Source organism: Streptomyces sp. NPDC093111, from assembly GCF_040683955.1.
In the GTDB taxonomy this organism is placed as follows: Bacteria; Actinomycetota; Actinomycetes; order Streptomycetales; family Streptomycetaceae; genus Streptomyces.
Map to the genome: position 1 here is coordinate 407322 of NZ_JBFBNW010000001.1, position 18657 is coordinate 425978.

Consider the following 18657-nt stretch of genomic DNA (forward strand, 5'->3'; position numbering starts at 1 on the left):
GCACGGCGTACCGACGTGAGCGGACCGAGCCTATTGCGGTCGGGAACGTTGCCTCAGCCGGCCCTCTCGTAGTGATAGCCCTCGCCGTGGGCGGGTCCCACGTCATGCCGCAGACCCGTCGGGGTGGCGAGTGCGAAGTAGGAGGGATCGGCGTTCTGGCAGAGGCTGTGCGAGCGGGCCCGGTCGATGACCCCGGTCCCGAGGTTGATCCGGCTGCCGCCGTCGGAGATCGAGCTCAGCTTCGCGACGTACTCGCAGTGGAACCCGCTCTGCGAGTCGCTGACCATCTTGGCGGCGATCTGGCCGGGGGCGACCCGGTAGATGTACACGGTCCCCGGCTGGTCGATGTTGAACTGGGCCGTGTACTTCCAGGTGCCGACGAAGGCCGACGGGACGCGGTTGTCGGTGGTGGCCGGGGGCTTCGGCTTCGGCTTGGGGGCGGTGGTGGCGGGCGGCCTGGACGTCGTGCCGCCGGACGAGCCGCCGGAGCCGCTGGTCGAGGACCCGCCGCCGCCGGTGGGGCCCGTACCGCCGGAGGAGCCGCCCACGGCCCCGCCCGCGGCCCCGCCCGCGCCGCCGCCGCCCGCACCGCCGGAGACCGAACCGCCGCCGACGGCCCCGCCCGCGCCCGCGCCCGCCGCACCCGCCGCGCCCGCGCCGCCCGCGTCGGCCACGCCCGGCGGGGGCACGGCCTTCGTCGGGGCCGGACCGCCGCTGCTCGGCCCCGCCGACGGGGCCCCGCTCGACGGACCGCCCGAGGCGGTGGCGGGAGGCGCGCTGCTGCTCGTGCCGGGCGCGCCCTGGACGTCCCGCTGGGCCGGGTCGTTGTCGATGAGCCGGACGACGGTGCCGCTGATCCCGAGGACCACGAAGACGGCGGCCACGACGGCCCAGACCCGCGACGCGCGGCGCGGCTCGCGGGCGGCGGGCACGGGCGTGGCCGGCGGGGGAGCGGCGTCCGCGCCGGCCTGCGGGCGCAGCCCGAGCGTCCCGGTGTCGGACGCCCCGGCAGCCGCCTCCTTGGCCTCCTGGGCCTCCCTGGCCTCCTGGGCCAGCTCCTCGGACAGCGCCTCCACATCGAGCAGCCGCGCCGCCTGCCGCGCCAGCCGCGCGACGAGCACGGCCGGCAGCCAGGCACCGCCCGAGAGGGCGTCCTCCCAGGGCGCGGGGGCGGGCTTGGGCGGCGTGGCGGCCCCGGGCGCCTGGGCGGCGTCGGCACCTCCGGCGTCCCCGGCCTCTCCGGCGGCCTGGGCGGCTCCGGCCTTTCCGTCCGCCGCGCCCTCCCCGGCCTCCTGGCCCTCCCCGTCCCCGCCGGTCAGCGCGGGGTCGGCGAGGAGGGTCTCGATGCCGGGGCGGCCCGTCGGGTCCTTGATGAGGCAGCGGCCGACGAAGGCGCGCAGCGGCTCGGACGCGATGCGGTCGAGTTCCGGTTCGGCCTCCACGATCTGGAACATGATCGCGTGCTGGTTGCTGGCCCCGTGGCCGAACGGCAGGCGCCCGGTGGCCGCGTACATCAGGACGCAGCCGAGCGCGAAGACGTCGGCGGCCGGGCCCAGGGACTCGCCCCGGACCTGCTCGGGCGCCATGAACCCGGGGGAGCCCACCACCATGCCGGTGCTGGTCAGCAGCGACTCGACGGAGGGCTCCAGGGCGCGCGCGATGCCGAAGTCGATGACCTTGGGGCCCTCGACGGTGAGCATCACGTTGGACGGCTTGAGGTCGCGGTGCAGGATCCCCGCCCCGTGGATGCCCTGGAGCGCGCGGAGCAGCCCGCCGGCCAGCGCGAGGAGCGAGTCGGCGGGCAGCGGGCCGTGTTCCCGTACGACCTGCTCCAGGGAGGGCCCCGGGACGAACCCGGTGGCCACCCACGGGCGTTCGGCCTCGGGGTCGGCGTCGAGGACCGGCGCGGTGAAGTGCTCGCCGACCTTCCGTACCGCCTCGATCTCGCGCCGGAAGCGCGCCCGGAACTGCGGGTCCTGGGCGTGCTCCTCGTGCACGACCTTCACGGCCACGGTCCGGCCGCCCTCGGAGCGGGCCAGGAACACCCGGCCCATGCCGCCGGAGCCGAGCCGCCCGAGGAGCCGGTACGGCCCGATCAGCCGCGGATCGCCGACGGCGAGCGGCTCCATGCCGCTGCCGCCCTTGTCGCGCTTGCCCTTCTCGCCGCTCATGCCGGTCTGACTCCCCCTGGTCGTGACGCTGCCCCGTGGTCCGCCGAACGCGCTCAGATTAGATGAGTACGCGTCAAGTGGACGCCTCGGGCGCCCACTTGGTTTCCAGGGGCACCGATCGTCACGTTTTCCTTACGCGAACCAGCCCTGCACGTCGGCGATCAGGTGCACGGTGCCGGAGTGGTTGTAGAAGGTCACCTTGCCGTCGACGACGGGGACGACGACCATGTTCGGCACGGTCTGCCCGGCCCGGAAGTTCAGGCTGGACGCGCTGGTGCGCGGCTGCCCGGACGGGTGGACCGAGACGAAGCCGGTCCGCGTCGGCTGGGTCGCGGTGACGTTGAGGACGACGGCCTTGATCCCCGCCGGGACCATGCCGACGCCCGCGACCGGCAGCGTCACGGACTGGCCGGGCCCGACGGTGCCCTTGCGGACGCCCTTGCCGGTGCGGGTGTCCATGAAGCGGCGGTTCGTCATGCCGGTGAAGGTGGTGCCCGCACCGCTCGTGTAGTAGCCGACGACGTCGCCGACGAGGTCCAGCGAGCCGAACCGGTTGGTGAAGGCGACCTTGCCGCCGACGACCGGGACGATCACCGTGCCGGCGACGGTCCGGCCCGCCGGGACGTTCACGCTGGACGTGTTCGGGCGGGCGGTGCCGTCCGGGTAGGCGGTGACGAAGGTCGACGAGGTGGCGTTGGTCGCCGTCACGTTCATGACGACGGCCGTGACCCCGTCCGCCGGGACGCCCCGGGCACCGGTCACCTGGAGCCGGGCCGTACCGCCGGGGCCGATCTTGGCCCGGGGCACGCCGGTGCCGGAGCGGGTGTCCATGAAGCGGGTCGGCGTGAGCGGCCGGAAGCCGGAGCCGGGGGTGCCGGCGGCGCTTCCGGTGTCCTCGGTGTAGTAGCCGGAGACGTCGGCCACCAGGTCGGACGTGCCGGCGGTGTTGGCGAAGATCCGTACCTTGCCGTCGACGACGGGGACGACCACGAGGTTGGAGGTGGTCTGCCCGGCGGTGAAGTTGAGCTGTGAGCCGGTCGAGTAGTCGTCGAGGGACGGCGTCACCATGAGGTCGCCGGGCTTGGCGGCGTTGGTGACGGTCATGTTCAGCACGACGCTCGTGACCCCGTGGGCCGGGACCCCGCCGACGCCCCCGACCTGGAGGTCGACGTTCTTCCACGGCCGGATCTTGGCCTTGGGCGCGCCGAGGCCGGTGCGGGTGTCCAGGATCCGCTGGGGCGGAAGCGGCAGGTAGCGGCCGGGCAGCGTGGTCAGGACGGTGTTCCTGGCATCGAACGTGCCGTACGCCTCGGGCACGGGGACGAAGGCGTCGCCCTTCCAGGGGGCGACCAGGAGGCGGTAGCCGTACGTGGTCGGGGCGACCCCGCGGCCCGCGTCGTCCCGGCCGTTCCACCGGGTGCTGACGAGGGCGGCGGGGCCGCCCTCACCGGCGAGCGTCCGCACCAGCTTCCCGGAGTAGCGGTTGCGGATCTCCACCTTCCACTGCGCGACCGGGCGGGAGAGCCGCCACCGGGCGTCCCAGGTGCGGCTCTCCACGGACGTGGACTCGATGTTGAGGTAGGGGTCGACGGTGGCGTGCGTCAGGGTGACGTCCTGCGGGGCGACGCCGGTGGGCACGACGTGGATCCGGCCGCGCTCGTCCACGTACGCGACACCGCCGCCGTACTTGTCGACCGCCCAGTCCTTCCAGCGGCCCGAGCCGGGGTGGAGCACGGGGACGTCGGCGAGGGCGCTGGTCCTGCCGGTGCGCGCGTCGGTCAGCATCAGCTTCCCGGCCGCGTTGTCGCGCCGCACGAGGAACCCTTCGCCGAGCACGGCCTCGCCCACCGGGACGGACACGTTCGTGGCCCCCCACCGGTTGAACACCCCGGCCTTGCCCTCGGGCCCGCAGGCCCAGTAGATCCAGGTCCGCACGGCCTGGAGCTCGGTGGGCGCGCATCCGGTGCCCAGGTCGACGTCGGCGCTGTTCCACTTCCCGACGAGGTCGTACGGCTTGAGCTTGCCGGGGGTCGCGGCGGGCGTCCAGAGGGTGGTGCCCCAGACCGCGGCGGCGGCACGGGGCTGGGTGATCAGCACCTTCGCCCCGTCCCCGGGGCGCTCGCCCAGGTCGCCGACGTACTGCTTGTCCTCGTGCTCGGTGATCACGAAGCGGCCGGCGGCGTCGGCCAGCCGGGTCGCGGACGGGAAGGTCACCCGGCGTGCGGTGCCGTCGCCGGCGGGCGAGACCGCGGAGCTGCCGTGGAGATAGGCGCTCCGTCCGTCGCCGAGACCCCGCAGCCCTTCCGCGCCGGAGGACTCGCCCAGCCGCCGCACCGTGGCCGGGGCGTCGACGTCCGCCTCGTACAGGCCCGCCGTCGGACCGCTGTCGGCGAGATAGTGCACCCGGCCGCCGGCGACGTCGAGCCCGGAGTAGCCCGCGGGCAGCCGCGGCAGGTCGCGCACCTCGGCGATCCGCGGCTCCCCGCGCTCGTCGAGGGTGATCCGGTGCACGCCCCAGTCGCTCGCGCCGCTGCCGCCGACGGCGACGACGCCGCCGTCGCGGGCCAGGGTCAGCGGGCCCGTCGCGGCGGGCAGCAGCTCACGCGCGGTTCCGCCGCCGACGGGGACGGCGTACAGCGTGCCGCCCACGGCCCCTTCGAGCCCGGAGCGCAGCTCGCGGTGCGTGAGGATCCAGTCGCCGATCACCGCGTGCCGTCCCCACGAGGCCTCGTGCGGGCCGGCCGGCGGCAGCGGTGTGGTCACCGGCGCCGCCGCGGGGTCGTCCCGGCGGACGGTCCGGACCTCGGCGCTACCGGCGGGCACCACGACCCGGCCGGCGCCCAGGCCCGTGTAGGCGTCGCGCGCGTCGAGGGTGGGGGTGAGCGTGGCGGTCGCGTAGTCCAGGAGGTACGAGGTGTCCGCCCCGCCGGGCGTCGCCCGGGCGTTCAGGAGGGCCCCTCGGGTGTCCTGGACGCGGACCCGCAGCTCGGTGGCCCCGCCGAGACCGGTCACCGGCCGCTCGGTGACCTTCCCGTCGGCCGAGGTGCGCAGGAACAGCCCGGTGATCCGGCCGTCGGCCGCCTTCGCGGACGTGAGGATGGTGTCGGCGTTGTACGCGCTGGTCCACTCCTGGCCCGAGGGCACGGACACCTGGACCTTCGCGCCCGTGGCGAGGTCGTCGATCAGGACCCTGTCGCCGTCGGTGGACGTGTACGCGGCCGCCTGGAGACCGGAGTGGGCGGTGTCCGTGGTGGAGTCGCGCGGGGTGTCGGTGCCCGTGGCGTAGTCCGTCCAGACCGGGCCGCCCTTCTCCGGACGGTGCAGGAACCCGGTGGCACCGGCGCTGAGGACGGTGTCGCCCCGCGGCGCGAACCGCCCCGGATCCGGGAACACCACCCCCTCGGTGGACGGCAGCGGGTCCGGGTCCTCGGCGGTGGCGACGCCGGTCAGGCCGGTCGTGGCGGCCAGGACCGTGGCGGTGGCGAGTGCGGCGCGCGAGAGCGCGCGCGGAGTGTGACGCATGGATGGATCCCCTCCTCGAACGCGGGAGGAGACCACGCCCGGCCGCGTCCACGCGCCGCCGAGCCCCCCGGTCACCCCCCGGATCGGGTGATCCTAATCGAACGGTTTCGCGAGATCCCGGATAAACCGGGGCGGGCCGTGCGCCGGAACGGCAGGAGCCCCGCTCGTGCGCTCGTCGCGCACGGAGCGGGGCTCCTTGGGTACAGCTCTAGAGGATCGCGATCGTCGACCCGGGGGTCCTTAGACCGGGGTGACGTTCTCCGCCTGCGGGCCCTTGGGGCCCTGGGTGACGTCGAAGTTCACCTGCTGGTTCTCCTCGAGGGAGCGGAAACCAGCGGCGTTGATCGCGGAGTAGTGGACGAAGACATCCGGGCCGCCGCCTTCCTGGGCAATAAAGCCGAAGCCCTTTTCAGCGTTGAACCACTTCACGGTTCCGGTAGCCATGAGCCCTCCTATGGGCCAAAGGGTCGCCCTGCTCCAGAACCTGCAACCAAGTCTGAAAACTACAAAAGCCTGCGGGTTACATGCTCCGCAGGCTCTGTACTGCAAGGGAAACCAAACTGCAACTTGCGTTGAGCGTAGCACGCAGCGTGGTCGAAGCGGTAGAGGGAAAGATCACGTCACCCGCATGTTTGACGCGCCTTCGATGTGCTGACGCGGAAGCCCCTCAGGGGTTCGGACTGATGTCCGACGCGAGCCCGACACGAGCCCCTTCCGTGCCCCGGCGACGTCCACCGTACGAGACGGGGCTAGCCTCGCGATGTGGACAATGCAACCGATGACCACCAGCGCAGCCGGCCCCGGGTCGGGCACATCCAGTTCCTGAACTGCCTGCCCCTCTACTGGGGCCTGGCACGCACCGGAACGCTCCTCGATCTGGAGCTGACGAAGGACTCCCCGGAGAAGCTCAGCGAGCAGCTGGTGCGGGGCGACCTCGACATCGGCCCGATCACCCTCGTCGAGTACCTCCGCAACGCGGACGACCTGGTCGCCCTGCCGGACATCGCCGTCGGCTGCGACGGGCCCGTGATGTCCTGCGTGATCGTCTCGCAGCGGCCCCTGGACCAGCTGGACGGGGCGCGGGTGGCGCTCGGCTCCACCTCGCGCACCTCCGTGCGCCTGGCGCAGCTGCTGCTGGCCGAGCGGTACGGCGTGCGGCCGGACTACTACACGTGTCCGCCGGACCTCGGCCTGATGATGCAGGAGGCGGACGCGGCCGTACTGATCGGCGACGCCGCGCTGCGGGCCTCCCTGCACGAGGCGCCGCGGCTGGGGCTCCAGGTCCACGACCTGGGGATGATGTGGAAGGACTGGACGGGGCTGCCGTTCGTCTTCGCCGTGTGGGCGGCCCGCAAGGACTTCCTGGCCCGCGAGCCGGAGACCGTCCGCGACGTGCACCGGGCCTTCCTGGCCTCCCGCGACCTCTCCTTGGAGGAGGTCGCGAAGGTGGCCGAGCAGGCGGCCCGCTGGGAGGCGTTCGACGCGGAGCTCCTGGAGCGGTACTTCCGGACCCTCGACTTCCGCTTCGGGCCCGAGCAGCTCGCCGGCGTCCGCGAGTTCGCCCGCAGGACCGGCCCGACGACCGGTTTCCCCGCGGACGTACGCGTGGAACTGCTCGAACCGGCCCGCTAGGGCCCCGGGCTCCCCGGCGCTACGACGAGGGGGCGGTGGCGGGGCCCGCGATCGGGCCCTGCATCTGGCGGCTCAGCCAGGCGATCGACCCCTCGTCCATGCCCCGGATGTAGCTCAGCGCGTTGTGCCCGCCGTTCTGGATGATCTCCAGGTGGGACTTGATCGGGCCCTTCGTGTACTGCTTGATGAAGGCCCGCACCTTCGGGGAGAGGCGGGTCTCCTTGGTGCCCAGCTGGAACGCCAGGAAGAGCTCGTTGTCCTTGGTGTCCGGCTTCCGGCCGAGCGCCGCGGCCAGCCGGCCCGGGTCGTTCGCCCGGCGCTCCCGCTCGTGCCCCTGCCACAGCGGGGAGTCCGGGACCAGGTCCGGCCCGGAGGCGATGACGCCCTTGAACTTGTCCGGCTTCTGGAGCACCGACTTCAGGCCCACGAAGCCGCCCGAGGACGAGCCCATGAAGGCCCAGCCGTCCCGCGACTTGAAGGTACGGAAATTGGCCCGGACGAAATCCGGCACGTCCTCGGTCAGCCACGTGCCCATTCGCGGCTGGTCCGGAATATCACTGCCGTCGTAATAGTGCTTGTCGTCCGGGTTGAGGACGGGCATCACCACGATGAACGGCAGGCTCTTTCCCTCCTCGGACCAGCGCGCGATGCTCGACTGGAGTTTGAGGTCGGTGCCCATCCAGTAATTCGTCGGATAGCCGACGCCGCCGGGCAGCGAGATCAGGACCGGAAAGCCGCTGTTCGCGTACTTCGGGTCGAAATACTGCTTCGGCGCCCACACCCACACCTTGCCGGTGAAGCCGGACTTCGCGCCCTGGAGCTCGGTGACCCCGATCTTCGTGCCGTCCTCGACGGTGTTGGCGTCGGTGAACTCCGCCCGGGGCCCGGTGGGGAAGACGGTGACGGGGGCGTGGTTCCCCTTCGTCCCCCCGTTCTTCCCGCCCGGCGTGTGCACGGCGGCCTGCTGGGGCTTGCCGTTGTGGGGGGTGTCGAAGGAGACCGGGTCGCCCTTGTCCGAGGAGCAGCCGGCGACCGCGGCCAGCGTGGTCCCGAGGGCGAGGGCGGCCGCGAGGCTGCGGTGGAGGCGGCGGGGACGTGTCATGACGGGGTCTCCGAGTGCGTTTCGGGTCATACGGCGGATTCCGGAAGAGGAGAGGGATCCGGGACCCGATCGGTTGGCTCGGGACCGGCACGAATCCGGCCGGAGGTGCTGGCGTAGGCTGGCGCGGTCCGTCCAGTACGCGCCCGCCCGCGCGTGCGCAGCCTCCGAAAGGGACACCCGGTGACCGAGAAGGCCGCACTCCAGTCCGTTCTCGACCGTGCCGCCGCCGGTGGCCGGATCACCCCCGAGGAGGCGCTCGACCTGTACCGATCGGCGCCGCTGCACGCCCTCGGCGCCGCCGCCGACGCCGTGCGCCGCCGGCGTTACGCGGGGACCGAGCACATCGCCACGTACATCATCGAGCGCAACATCAACTACACGAACGTCTGTGTGACGGCGTGCAAGTTCTGCGCGTTCTACGCGGCCCCCAAGGACACCAAGAAGGGCTGGACCCGCGACCTCGACGACATCCTGCGCCGCTGCGCGGAGACCGTGGAGCTCGGCGGCACCCAGATCATGTTCCAGGGCGGCCACCACCCCGACTTCGGCGTCGAGTACTACGAGCAGCACTTCGCCGCGATCAAGGCCGGGTACCCGCAGCTGGTCATCCACTCCCTCGGCGCCTCCGAGGTCGAGCACATGGCCCGCATCTCCAAGGTCTCCGTCGAGGAGGCCATCACCCGCATCCACGCGGCCGGCCTGGACTCCTTCGCGGGCGCCGGCGCCGAGCTGCTCCCGGAGCGCCCCCGCAAGGCCATCGCCCCGCTCAAGGAGAGCGGCGAGCGCTGGCTGGAGATCATGGGGATCGCCCACGGGCTGGGCGTCGAGTCCACCTCCACGATGCTCATGGGCACCGGCGAGACCAACGCCGAGCGCATCGAGCACCTGCGGATGATCCGCGACCTCCAGGACCGCACCGGCGGCTTCCGCGCCTTCATCCCCTACACGTACCAGCCCGAGAACAACCACCTGAAGGGCCGTACGCAGGCGACCCTCTTCGAGTACCTGCGCATGATCGCCATCGCGCGCCTCTTCCTCGACAACGTGGCGCACATCCAGGGCTCGTGGCTCACCACGGGCAAGGAGATCGGGCAGCTCACCCTGCACTACGGCGCCGACGACCTCGGCTCGATCATGCTGGAGGAGAACGTCGTCTCCTCGGCCGGCGCCAAGCACCGCTCCAACCTGCGCGAGATGATCGACATGATCCGCACCGCGGACCGCGTCCCCGCGCAGCGCTCGACCACCTACGAGCACCTGGTCGTCCACGACGACCCGGCGAACGACCCGGTCGACGAGCGCGTGGCCTCCCACATCTCGTCCATCGCGATCGAGGGCGGCACGGCCCACCCCGAGCTGAAGCTCCTCGACGCCAACTGAGAACGGCACCGATGCTGACGCTGCACGCCGCCGACGCCTCACCCGAGTTCGCCGTCCTCGTCGACGGCCCGCTCGTCGCGGCCGTCGGCACGTACGAGGAACTCGCCGACGCCAACCAGGACGCCCGGCTGCGCCGCTGGCCCGGCATCCTCACCCCCGGGCTGCTCAACCCGTACGGCCCCGAGCTGCTCGAAGCGACCTACCACCCGGACCCGCGCGAGGCCGAGACCTTCGGCACCGAGCCGATCATGGGGGAGCGGGCGCACGAGATCTTCGAGGCGAACCCGGCCCGCCGGGGCGCCTCCGCGCGCCGCGGGGTGCAGCGGCTGCTCGCGCACGGCACGGTCGCCGTCGGCGGGGAGCTCCGCGGCCGGGGCGCGCAGGACGCGGTGCGCCGGGCCGGGCTCGCCGTGGGGCAGCGCCCGCCGAACCTGCCGGGGCCGCCGTCCCTCGCGCCGAGGCCGATGGTGCTGCTGCCGCGGCTCACGCCGGGCGGCCCGGCCCGCTTCGCCGTGTTCGACGTGCCCGACCGGGCGGCGCTCGTCCGTCTGGGGCCCGCCACCTGCGTGGCCACGGTCATCGCGGGCCGTCTGGTCTACCGGGCCCGCTGACCGCCGTGGCCGCCGCCCCCTGCGACAATGCGGGCGTAACGTCGGCCCCCAGGCCCACCGCACGAACCAAGCCCGCAGTACGAACCAAGTGAGGCGAACGCCAGTGACCCGCGCCACCCTGGACAAGCAGCCGCACGAAGTCGCCTCGATGTTCGACGACGTGGCGGCGAACTACGACCTCACCAACGACGTCCTGTCGCTCGGCCAGGACCGGCGCTGGCGCAAGGAGGTCGCCAAGGCGGTCGACGCGCGGCCCGCCCAGAAGATCCTGGACCTGGCCGCCGGCACCGCGACCTCCTCGCAGCCGTTCGCGCGCGCCGGGGCGTACGTGGTGCCCTGCGACTTCTCCCTGGGGATGCTGCGGGTCGGCAAGAACAACCACCCGTGGATGCCGTTCACCGCGGGCGACGGCACGAAGCTGCCGTTCCGCGACGACGTCTTCGACGCCGTCACCATCTCCTTCGGGCTGCGCAACATCCAGGACACCGACCAGGCGCTGCGCGAGCTGTACCGGGTGACGAAGCCCGGCGGCCGGGTCGTCATCTGCGAGTTCTCGCACGCCACCTGGGCGCCGTTCCGCACGGTGTACGAGGAGTACCTGATGCGCGCGCTGCCGCCGGTGGCGCGGGCCGTCTCCTCCAACCCCGACGCGTACGTGTACCTCGCCGAGTCCATCCGCTCCTGGCCCGACCAGCCGGCCCTCGCGGGCATGATGCAGAAGGCCGGCTGGTCCAAGGTGGCCTGGCGGAACCTGACCGGCGGGATCGTCGCGATGCACCGCGGGTTCAAGGACGCGTAGCGGCCGGAGCGGCCCTGACGGCCCGGCGGGCTACGGCTTGGCGTACATGCCGTAGCCGCCGACGCCCGCGTACACGGCGTCCGCCACCTTCCGGTGCACCTTCACGCCGCCCACGGTGTCCGTGGGCGGCGTGAGCAGCTGGGTGCCCGCCATGAGGGTGGTCGAGCCGCCGCCGTCGAGGTTGAGGGCGTCGACCAGAGCGAGCTCCTTGGAGTCGAGGAGCGCGGCGAAGGTGCGCAGGTAGTCGCCGTCCTCGCCGTCCTTCGCGGTGAGGGTGACGAGCACCGGGTTGCCCTTGATGTTCGTGGCGAGCGAGGTGCGCGAGTCCGTGCAGATGAGGATCGCGGGGTCCTTGCCCGGCTTCGTCGTGTCGGAGCACGAGTTGGGCAGCTCGGCGGGGATCGAACCGCTCGTCAGGAGCCGGTGGAACGAGCTCACCACGTCGACGGAGGCGTCCAGCGGGATGTCCCGGCCGAGCGTCACGTCGCGCAGCTTCTGCTCGACGGAGGCCCGGTCGTCGCGGACCAGGCGGGTGCGCAGCCAGTCGGCGCCGCTGCCGATCCCCTGGAGGACCCGGCCGCCGGCCGGGACGGTGGTGCCGCCGCGGCCCGGGTGGGCGTCGGTGACGACGCCGTTCGCGTCGAGGACGACCTCGAACCCGGGGTCGGAGGTGGCCGGGACGGTGGGGTCGATGCCCGGCTTGGGCGTGGGCGTCCCGTAGTCGTCGGTGAACAGGACGATCTCGTCGGGGTCGGTGTAGACGGACGGGCTGACGGTCACCCGGGTGTCCTCGGCGTCCCGCGCGCAGTGCGCGACCCGGCCGGGGCTGCGGTTCACGTCGTCGAGGCGGATGCTCTCGCCGGTCGGCCCGGTCAGCTTCAGGTCGGTCAGCAGCTTGGTGATGTACGGGATGCCGTACTGGATCACCGCTCCGTTGCTGCCCTGCCCGCCGGTCCAGCAACTGGCGCTGTGCAGCACGCCGTCGGTGGCCGTGGCGCTGGTGTGCACCGCGTTCCGCTCGGTGGTCCCGGCCGCGGCGGGCTCCAGCTGGAACAGGCCGCCGTTGGTGCCCGCGTACGGGTGTCGGGCGGCGACGGAGGAGACCGTGGCCAGCTGGTCGGGGAGCGCCTCGGGGGCGGCGTCGGTGCGGCCGACGGTGCTGCCGAGGGTGAGCGCGGACAGGGCCGGGTCGATCTCGACGACCTGGAGGACGCGGGGCGCGGTCCGGTTGTCGAGGTTCCGCTCGGTCCACGTGGTGCGGGTGACGCCGGCGGCGACGGTGACCGGGTCGGACTTGGTCCAGTTGAGGGCGAGCGGGCTGGGCGGCTCCTCGGCGGCGGGCGCGGCCGTGGCCGAGGTGGTCAGGGTGAGGGCGGCGGCGACGGCGGCGAGGGCCGCCAGGGGGCGCTGGTTCCTGGTCACTGGCACTCCGAGGTTCCGTTGACGAGCTCGTGCGAGCGGAAGGTGCCGGTGTACGGGGCGGGCACGGTGGTGCTGTCGCCGCGCAGCACGACGTACGCGCCGTACTTCCTCTGGTCGACCGGGTCGGTCCAGGTGCCGGAGTAGGTGGGCTCCGGGTAGAAGCAGACGTGCTTGCGGGTGCGGTTGAACACCGACTTGGGCGCCGTCTCGGGGCCGTAGCTGTCGCCGTAGTTCTTGGTCGCGGGGTCGGTCGCGGGGAGGTGGACGGTCATCGCGCCGCGCCCGCGGTCCTCGGTGAAGGTGCAGACCCGGTTGTCGGGGCAGCGCTCGTAGCCGGTGAAGCAGTGGGCGCGGGACGGGACCAGCTTGTGGGAGCTGATGGTGCCGTTGAAGTACGGGTCGGTCGCGTACTCGTCGGAGTTGCCCGGCTTGATGGTCTGGAGCCGCCCGCCGTAGTGCGCGTCGACGTAGACGCAGCTCCACAGCGCCGTGTTGTTCTTCGCGGAGAGCGTCCTGCCGTCCCAGGCTGCGTCGTAGCCCTCCAGGCTCTGCGCGGCGCTGAAGTCGCGGCGCTCGCCGGTGCCGCCGGTGCCGCCGTACAGGCAGAGCGTGTCGGCGGGGCAGTCGTCGAAGGGGGCGGGCTCGGCACTGGCGGGCAGTACCAGGAACGCCGCGCTGAGCAGGGCGAGGACCGCTGTGACCAGCGAGCCCCGTCGTATGTGTGTGCGAGTAAGGGTCACGGGGAGTGATCATGCAGTGAGGGGTAGCCCTCCGGCCAGTCCTTTCCGGTCCCCCATAGACTGCCCCGGTACGTCCGTACCGCCCTCCACCGTCGAGTCTCCGGGAGAATCCGCCGTGACCGAGCAGCCCCTCTCCGAGCACAGCGCAGACGTGATCGTCGTCGGGGCCGGCCCGGCCGGCTCGACCACCGCGTACTACCTGGCCAAGGCCGGACTCGACGTCCTGCTCCTGGAGAAGACCGCGTTCCCGCGCGAGAAGGTCTGCGGCGACGGCCTCACCCCGCGCGCGACCAAGCAGCTCGTCGCCATGGGCATCGACATCTCCGAAGAGGCCGGCTGGCTCCGCAACAAGGGCCTGCGGATCATCGGCGGCGGCGTCCGGCTCCAGCTCGACTGGCCCGACCTGGCCTCCTACCCGGACTACGGACTGGTCCGCAAGCGCGACGACTTCGACGAGCAGCTCGCCCGCCAGGCCCAGAAGGCCGGCGCCCGGCTCTACGAGCGCTGCAACGTCGGCGCCCCGATCGTCGACGACCGCACCGGCCGGATCACCGGCGTCCACGCCAAGCTGGGCGAGGACAAGCGCGAAGTCACCTTCCACGCCCCGCTGGTCGTCGCCGCCGACGGCAACTCCACCCGGCTGTCCCTCGCGATGGGCCTGCACCGGCGCGAGGACCGCCCGATGGGCGTCGCCGTGCGCACGTACTTCACCAGCCCGCGGCACGAGGACGACTACCTGGAGTCCTGGCTGGAGCTGTGGGACCGGCGCGGCGCGCAGGACCGGCTGCTGCCCGGCTACGGCTGGATCTTCGGCATGGGCGACGGCACCTCCAACGTCGGCCTCGGCATCCTCGACTCCTCCTCCGCCTTCAAGGAGCTCGACTGGCGCGAGGTCCTCAAGGCCTGGTGCGCCTCGATGCCCGAGGAGTGGGGCTTCACCCCGGACAACATGACCACGCCCATCCGCGGCGCCGCCCTGCCGATGGCCTTCAACCGTCAGCCGCACTACACCAAGGGCCTGCTGCTCGTCGGCGACGCCGGCGGCCTGGTCAACCCGTTCAACGGCGAGGGCATCGCGTACGCCATGGAGTCCGGCCAGATCGCGGCCGACGTCATCGTCCAGGCGCACGCCCGGGCCACCCCCGCCCAGCGCGAACTGGCCCTGCACAACTACCCGAAGATCCTCAAGGACACCTACGGCGGCTACTACACGCTGGGCCGCGCCTTCGTGAAGCTCATCGGCAACCCGAAGATCATGAAGATCGCGACCCAGCGCGGCCTGAGCCACCCGCTCCTGATGAAGTTCACGCTGAAGATGCTCGCCAACCTCACCGACCCGACCGGCGGCGACGCGATGGACCGCATCATCAACGGGCTCTCGAAGGTGGCCCCGAAGGCGTGAACGAGCGCCGGTAGGCGGTCGGGGAGACCCCGACCGTCCGGGTGAAATGGCGGCGCAGGTTCGCCGCCGAGCCCAGGCCGCTCTGCTCGCCGATCCGCTCCACGGGCAGGTCCGTCGCCTCCAGGAGCGTCTGCGCGCGCGCCACCCGCTGCTCCAGGAGCCACTGGAGCGGGGTGGTTCCGTGCACCTCGCGCACCCTGCGGTGGAAGGTGCGCGCGCTCATCCGCGCCCGGCGGGCCAGCCGGTCCACCGTCAGCGGCTCGTCCAGCCGCTCCAGGGCCCACTGGAGCGCCGGGCCGAGGGTGTCCGCCTCGGCGGCGGCCGGGAGCGGCGCCCCGACGGACTGGGGCCGGTCGCCGGAGCGGTGCGGCGCCACGACCAGACGGTCGGCGAGCGCGCCCGCGACGGCCGCCCCGAGGTCCTTGCGCACCAGGTGCAGGCACAGGTCCAGGCCGGCCGCGGCGCCCGCGCCGGTCAGCACCCGCCCCTCGTCGGTGTAGAGCACCGACGGGTCCACCGTCACCCGCGGGTGACGGGCGGCCAGCTCCGCCGCGTACGCCCGGTGCAGGGTGGCCCGGCGCCCGTCGAGCAGCCCGGCGGCGGCCAGCGCGAACGCGCCGCTGCACATCGACACCGTCCGCGCCCCGGCGTCCGCCGCCGCGCGCACCGCGGCGACCAGCTCCGGGGGCAGCTCCTGGCGTCCCTCGACCACCGCGTCCGGCACCGACGGCACGACCACGGTGTCCGCGCCGGCCAGGGCGTCCAGGCCGTGCGTCCCGTACGGGGCCGGTCCGACCACCCGCAGCTCGTACCAGGGCTCGTCGGTCAGGTCCGTGTGCGGCATCCCGAACACCATCGACACGGTGGACAGTTCGTACAGGTCGTACGGGGAGATCCGGCCCCGCTCGTCGGGGACGAGGACGACGGCGATCGTTCCAGCGCTCATGCGGACGACCGTACGCGAGGGGACCGACACCGTGGCAGGAACCGTGCGCAGGGCGTCGGTTCCGCCGCTGTCGGCGCCGTCCCCGCGCTGCGAGCGTGGAGCCATGAGCACGAAGCGCACTCCAGTGACCGTCATCGGCCTCGGGCAGATGGGCGCCGCCCTCGCGGGCGCCTTCCTCGACGCCGGCCACCCCACCACCGTCTTCAACCGCACCCCCGGCAAGGCCGCCCCGCTCGTCGGGCGCGGCGCCGTCCTCGCCGCCACCGTCGCCGAGGCGGTCGCGGCGGGCGAACTCGTCGTGGTCTGCGTCCTCGACTACCCCGCCGTCCGCTCGCTCCTGGGCCCCGTCGCCGCGGAACTGCGCGGCCGGACCGTGGTCAACCTGACCTCCGGCTCGCCCGAGCAGGCCCGCGAGGAGGCCGCCTGGGCCGCCGGGCACGGCATCGGCTACCTGGACGGCGGCATCATGACCACGCCGCCCGGCATCGGCGACCGCTCCAACATGGTGCTCTACGCGGGCGGTCCGGGCCTGCTGGCGAAGCACCGGGAGGTCCTGGAGCTCCTCGCCGACCCGGTGGACCTGGGCGAGGACGCGGGGCTCGCCTCGCTCTACGACGCCGGTGTGCTGGGCCTGATGTGGTCGATCTTCGGCGGCTGGCTGCACGCCACCGCGGTCACCGGGGCCGACGGGGTGTCCGCCAGGGAGTTCACGGCGGTGGCGGTGCGCTCGCTGAGCACCATGGCCTGGTTCATGACGACGTACGCCGAGCAGATCGACGCGGGGGAGTACCCCGGCGACGACGCGACCCTCGACGTGCACGTGGCGTCGGTCGCGCATCTGCTGCACGCCGGTGAGGCGCGCGGCGTCGACGGCCGGCTGCCCCGGCTGCACCTGGAGATGATGAAGGAGATGGTGGCGGCCGGACACGGCGGGGACAGCTACGCCCGGATGATCGAGATATTCCGGAAGTAACGTCCGGAAAGGTACAGAACGAAGGGCCGTCGCTCCCCCGAGGAGTGACGGCCCTTCACGCGTGCGGTGGTGCGATCAGAGGATGCGCACGGCGCCGGACGGGGTGTCCCAGTCGAGGGAGCGCTCGACGACACCGGTCGACGGGTTCTGCGCGCCGACGTACTTGCCGCCGCCGACGTAGATGGCGACGTGGTACGAGCCGCTGCGGCTGCCCCAGTAGAGGATGTCGCCCGGCTGGAGGTTGCTCAGCGAGACGGAGGTGCCGCGGCTCGACTGGTCGCCGGAGATGCGCGGCAGGTCGATGCCGGCCTGGCGGTAGGCGGCCTGGACGAGGCCCGAGCAGTCCCACGAGTTGGGGCCGGTGCCGCCCATGACGTAGGCGTCGCCGATCTGGGCGCGGGCGAAGGCCACGATCGCGGCGGCGGAGCCGGTGGCGACCTGCGTGGTCTCGCCGGAGGAGCGGCCGCTGACGGCGTCGGAGGAGCCGGACGAGGACTTCGCGGAGAGCTGGGTGCGGCTCTCGCTGCGGGAGGCGCGCTCCTGGGCCTCGGCGCGGGCCTTCTCGGCCTTCTCCGCCTCGGCCTTGCGGTCGGCCTCGGCCTTGGCCTTCTTGGCCTGGGCGGCGGCCTTCTTGAGGGCGGCGTCCTCCTGGGCGGCGAGGCTCTGGTCGAGGGCCTCCTGCTGGGTCGCCTCGGCGGAGGCGGAGACAGCGCTGGCGAGGTCGGCGTCGAGGGAGCCCAGGGTGGGCATCTCGAGGGTCGTCTCGGTCACCGTCTCGGCGTTCGCCGGGGCAGCGGCGCCGGCCACCGCGAGGGTGCTGAAGACGCCACCGGCAACTCCGGCGCGGAACGCCATCTTCGAGCCGCTGCGGCGGGGCTTCCGGTGGCTGGGTATGTGAGCGGTGTGGGACATGGGTACAACCGCTATCAGGGCTTCACGGTTCCCTTCAAGAAACGTGGGTTGCGCCACAGTTACGTTCGGAACCCTTGAATCCGCTTCTCTGGCGCCCTTATTGACGCCGTAACGGGCAAAACGGGCACGCTCCAATCGGGCCTTGATCATGTGTTTTCAATGAAAAGTCCGAATTGCCCGTCACTTACCACCTCTTCACCTCGATGGCCAAGCCCCGTTCTTCGCGGCTGGTTCCCGATGTGGCGCAGGTCACATCCGGCCTCGTGAACGCGTGCACACGTCCACCGCGGTACGCCGGACCCCTCGACCGGGCGATGGCCGGTTCCTTTATCACCCGTACGCGTCTCGCTGCCAATTTGCTTGTATCGCCCAACTCTTGATAGAGCGCCACCCCCTCCGACCAGCGATTTCCGGTCCGGATGTCACATCTGGTGATCACCTGGGCGCTTCGAGTGGCAAGATCACCGCTCATCCGACTTCATGATCCTTCGTCAGGTGGTGGAGATCACAAAGTCCTTGCTGTACCCCGTGTCGCAGATCACAGAGGGGCGGGCTTAAGATGCGGGGCAGTCGGGCTTGTGAACTGCCTCACATGGGAGCGATCTTCCGTGCCGGGGCTCGGCCCGACCGTGCGGTCCAACGGTCAAGGACGACTGGAAGGAGCGAGGAGCGTGAATGCGTACGCGCCCGTCCTCGTGCTCGGTGCCCTGGGTGCGGGGTTTGCGATCTTCTCCGTGGTCATGGCCACGCTAATCGGGCCAAAGCGGTACAACAGGGCAAAACTTGAGGCCTACGAGTGCGGCATCGAACCGACGCCCACTCCGGCCGGAGGCGGCCGCTTCCCGATCAAGTACTACCTGACGGCGATGCTCTTCATCGTCTTCGACATCGAGATCGTCTTCCTCTACCCCTGGGCCGTCACCTTCGACGCCCTGGGGCTTTTCGGGCTCGTGGAGATGCTGCTCTTCGTGCTCACCGTCTTCGTCGCCTACGCCTACGTGTGGCGGCGCGGCGGCCTGGAATGGGACTGAGGGGCTGAGGAGCA

At 72.3% G+C, this 18657-nt stretch carries 15 protein-coding genes; 7 read left to right on the forward strand and 8 right to left on the reverse strand.

Features of this window, described 5'->3' with window-relative positions:
* Positions 1-53: 53 nt before the first annotated feature.
* The 3 genes from AB0Q96_RS01910 to AB0Q96_RS01920 all read right to left on the reverse strand — a co-directional run bounded on the left by AB0Q96_RS01910 (position 54) and on the right by AB0Q96_RS01920 (position 6137).
* Positions 54-2171: a serine/threonine-protein kinase gene (locus tag AB0Q96_RS01910; RefSeq protein ID WP_365321065.1), complete on the reverse strand. Its 2118-nt coding sequence runs from the start codon at positions 2169-2171 to the stop codon at positions 54-56.
* 132 nt (positions 2172-2303) lie between these two features.
* The gene (locus AB0Q96_RS01915) at positions 2304-5693 is read right to left on the reverse strand and encodes a hypothetical protein (protein ID WP_365321066.1); all 3390 of its coding nucleotides are present in this window, start codon (positions 5691-5693) and stop codon (positions 2304-2306) included.
* A gap of 240 nt (positions 5694-5933) precedes the next feature.
* Positions 5934-6137, reverse strand: coding sequence for a cold-shock protein (locus AB0Q96_RS01920; RefSeq protein WP_351648532.1), 204 nt, complete (start codon positions 6135-6137; stop codon positions 5934-5936).
* 318 nt (positions 6138-6455) lie between these two features.
* Between AB0Q96_RS01920 and AB0Q96_RS01925 the strand changes: the two genes are divergently transcribed.
* On the forward strand, positions 6456-7325 hold the full coding sequence (locus AB0Q96_RS01925) for a menaquinone biosynthesis protein (protein WP_365321067.1): 870 nt from the start codon (positions 6456-6458) through the stop codon (positions 7323-7325).
* A 19-nt stretch (positions 7326-7344) separates the two neighbouring features.
* Here the strand turns inward: AB0Q96_RS01925 and AB0Q96_RS01930 are convergent, their stop codons facing one another.
* Positions 7345-8427, reverse strand: a complete 1083-nt coding sequence (locus AB0Q96_RS01930) for an alpha/beta hydrolase-fold protein (protein WP_365321068.1) — start codon at positions 8425-8427, stop codon at positions 7345-7347.
* Positions 8428-8607: 180 nt separating this feature from the next.
* On the opposite strand from AB0Q96_RS01930, the gene mqnC reads away from it, so the two are divergent.
* The 3 genes from mqnC to AB0Q96_RS01945 all read left to right on the forward strand — a co-directional run bounded on the left by mqnC (position 8608) and on the right by AB0Q96_RS01945 (position 11217).
* The gene (gene mqnC, locus AB0Q96_RS01935; RefSeq protein ID WP_365321069.1) at positions 8608-9807 is read left to right on the forward strand and encodes a cyclic dehypoxanthinyl futalosine synthase; all 1200 of its coding nucleotides are present in this window, start codon (positions 8608-8610) and stop codon (positions 9805-9807) included.
* Positions 9808-9818: 11 nt separating this feature from the next.
* Complete coding sequence (locus AB0Q96_RS01940) at positions 9819-10418, forward strand: hypothetical protein (protein ID WP_365321070.1); 600 nt, start codon at positions 9819-9821, stop codon at positions 10416-10418.
* 103 nt (positions 10419-10521) lie between these two features.
* Positions 10522-11217 carry a demethylmenaquinone methyltransferase gene (locus AB0Q96_RS01945; protein WP_365321071.1) on the forward strand — a complete coding sequence of 232 codons (696 nt, stop codon included), beginning with the start codon at positions 10522-10524 and terminating at the stop codon, positions 11215-11217.
* A 30-nt stretch (positions 11218-11247) separates the two neighbouring features.
* On the opposite strand, the gene AB0Q96_RS01950 is transcribed toward AB0Q96_RS01945, so the two are convergent.
* Positions 11248-12639 (reverse strand): phosphodiester glycosidase family protein, encoded by a 1392-nt coding sequence (locus AB0Q96_RS01950; protein ID WP_365321072.1) that lies wholly within the window; start codon positions 12637-12639, stop codon positions 11248-11250.
* Positions 12636-13379: a peptidase inhibitor family I36 protein gene (locus AB0Q96_RS01955; RefSeq protein ID WP_365321073.1), complete on the reverse strand. Its 744-nt coding sequence runs from the start codon at positions 13377-13379 to the stop codon at positions 12636-12638. Before AB0Q96_RS01955 ends, AB0Q96_RS01950 begins: the two co-directional genes overlap by 4 nt.
* A gap of 115 nt (positions 13380-13494) precedes the next feature.
* Between AB0Q96_RS01955 and AB0Q96_RS01960 the strand changes: the two genes are divergently transcribed.
* Positions 13495-14781 (forward strand): geranylgeranyl reductase family protein, encoded by a 1287-nt coding sequence (locus AB0Q96_RS01960; RefSeq protein WP_365321074.1) that lies wholly within the window; start codon positions 13495-13497, stop codon positions 14779-14781.
* Here AB0Q96_RS01960 and AB0Q96_RS01965 read toward each other — a convergent pair.
* Positions 14747-15727, reverse strand: a complete 981-nt coding sequence (locus AB0Q96_RS01965; protein ID WP_365321075.1) for a helix-turn-helix domain-containing protein — start codon at positions 15725-15727, stop codon at positions 14747-14749. The genes AB0Q96_RS01960 and AB0Q96_RS01965 overlap by 35 nt on opposite strands.
* Before the next feature lie 103 nt (positions 15728-15830).
* Between AB0Q96_RS01965 and AB0Q96_RS01970 the strand changes: the two genes are divergently transcribed.
* Positions 15831-16700, forward strand: coding sequence for an NAD(P)-binding domain-containing protein (locus AB0Q96_RS01970; RefSeq protein ID WP_365321076.1), 870 nt, complete (start codon positions 15831-15833; stop codon positions 16698-16700).
* A gap of 75 nt (positions 16701-16775) precedes the next feature.
* On the opposite strand, the gene AB0Q96_RS01975 is transcribed toward AB0Q96_RS01970, so the two are convergent.
* Complete coding sequence (locus tag AB0Q96_RS01975; RefSeq protein WP_365321077.1) at positions 16776-17612, reverse strand: C40 family peptidase; 837 nt, start codon at positions 17610-17612, stop codon at positions 16776-16778.
* 671 nt (positions 17613-18283) lie between these two features.
* On the opposite strand from AB0Q96_RS01975, the gene AB0Q96_RS01980 reads away from it, so the two are divergent.
* Positions 18284-18643, forward strand: coding sequence for an NADH-quinone oxidoreductase subunit A (locus AB0Q96_RS01980; protein WP_019888619.1), 360 nt, complete (start codon positions 18284-18286; stop codon positions 18641-18643).
* The last annotated feature ends 14 nt before the right edge of the window (positions 18644-18657 follow it).

Bases quoted from the DNA above. Each gene is read 5' to 3' on its own strand.
- AB0Q96_RS01910 (WP_365321065.1), bottom strand. From the start codon at position 2,171: ATGAGCGGCGAGAAGGGCAAGCGCGACAAGGGCGGCAGCGGCATGGAG.
- AB0Q96_RS01915 (WP_365321066.1), bottom strand. From the start codon at position 5,693: ATGCGTCACACTCCGCGCGCGCTCTCGCGCGCCGCACTCGCCACCGCC.
- AB0Q96_RS01920 (WP_351648532.1), bottom strand. From the start codon at position 6,137: ATGGCTACCGGAACCGTGAAGTGGTTCAACGCTGAAAAGGGCTTCGGC.
- AB0Q96_RS01930 (WP_365321068.1), bottom strand. From the start codon at position 8,427: ATGACACGTCCCCGCCGCCTCCACCGCAGCCTCGCGGCCGCCCTCGCC.
- AB0Q96_RS01940 (WP_365321070.1), top strand. From the start codon at position 9,819: ATGCTGACGCTGCACGCCGCCGACGCCTCACCCGAGTTCGCCGTCCTC.
- AB0Q96_RS01965 (WP_365321075.1), bottom strand. From the start codon at position 15,727: ATGAGCGCTGGAACGATCGCCGTCGTCCTCGTCCCCGACGAGCGGGGC.
- AB0Q96_RS01970 (WP_365321076.1), top strand. From the start codon at position 15,831: ATGAGCACGAAGCGCACTCCAGTGACCGTCATCGGCCTCGGGCAGATG.
- AB0Q96_RS01975 (WP_365321077.1), bottom strand. From the start codon at position 17,612: ATGTCCCACACCGCTCACATACCCAGCCACCGGAAGCCCCGCCGCAGC.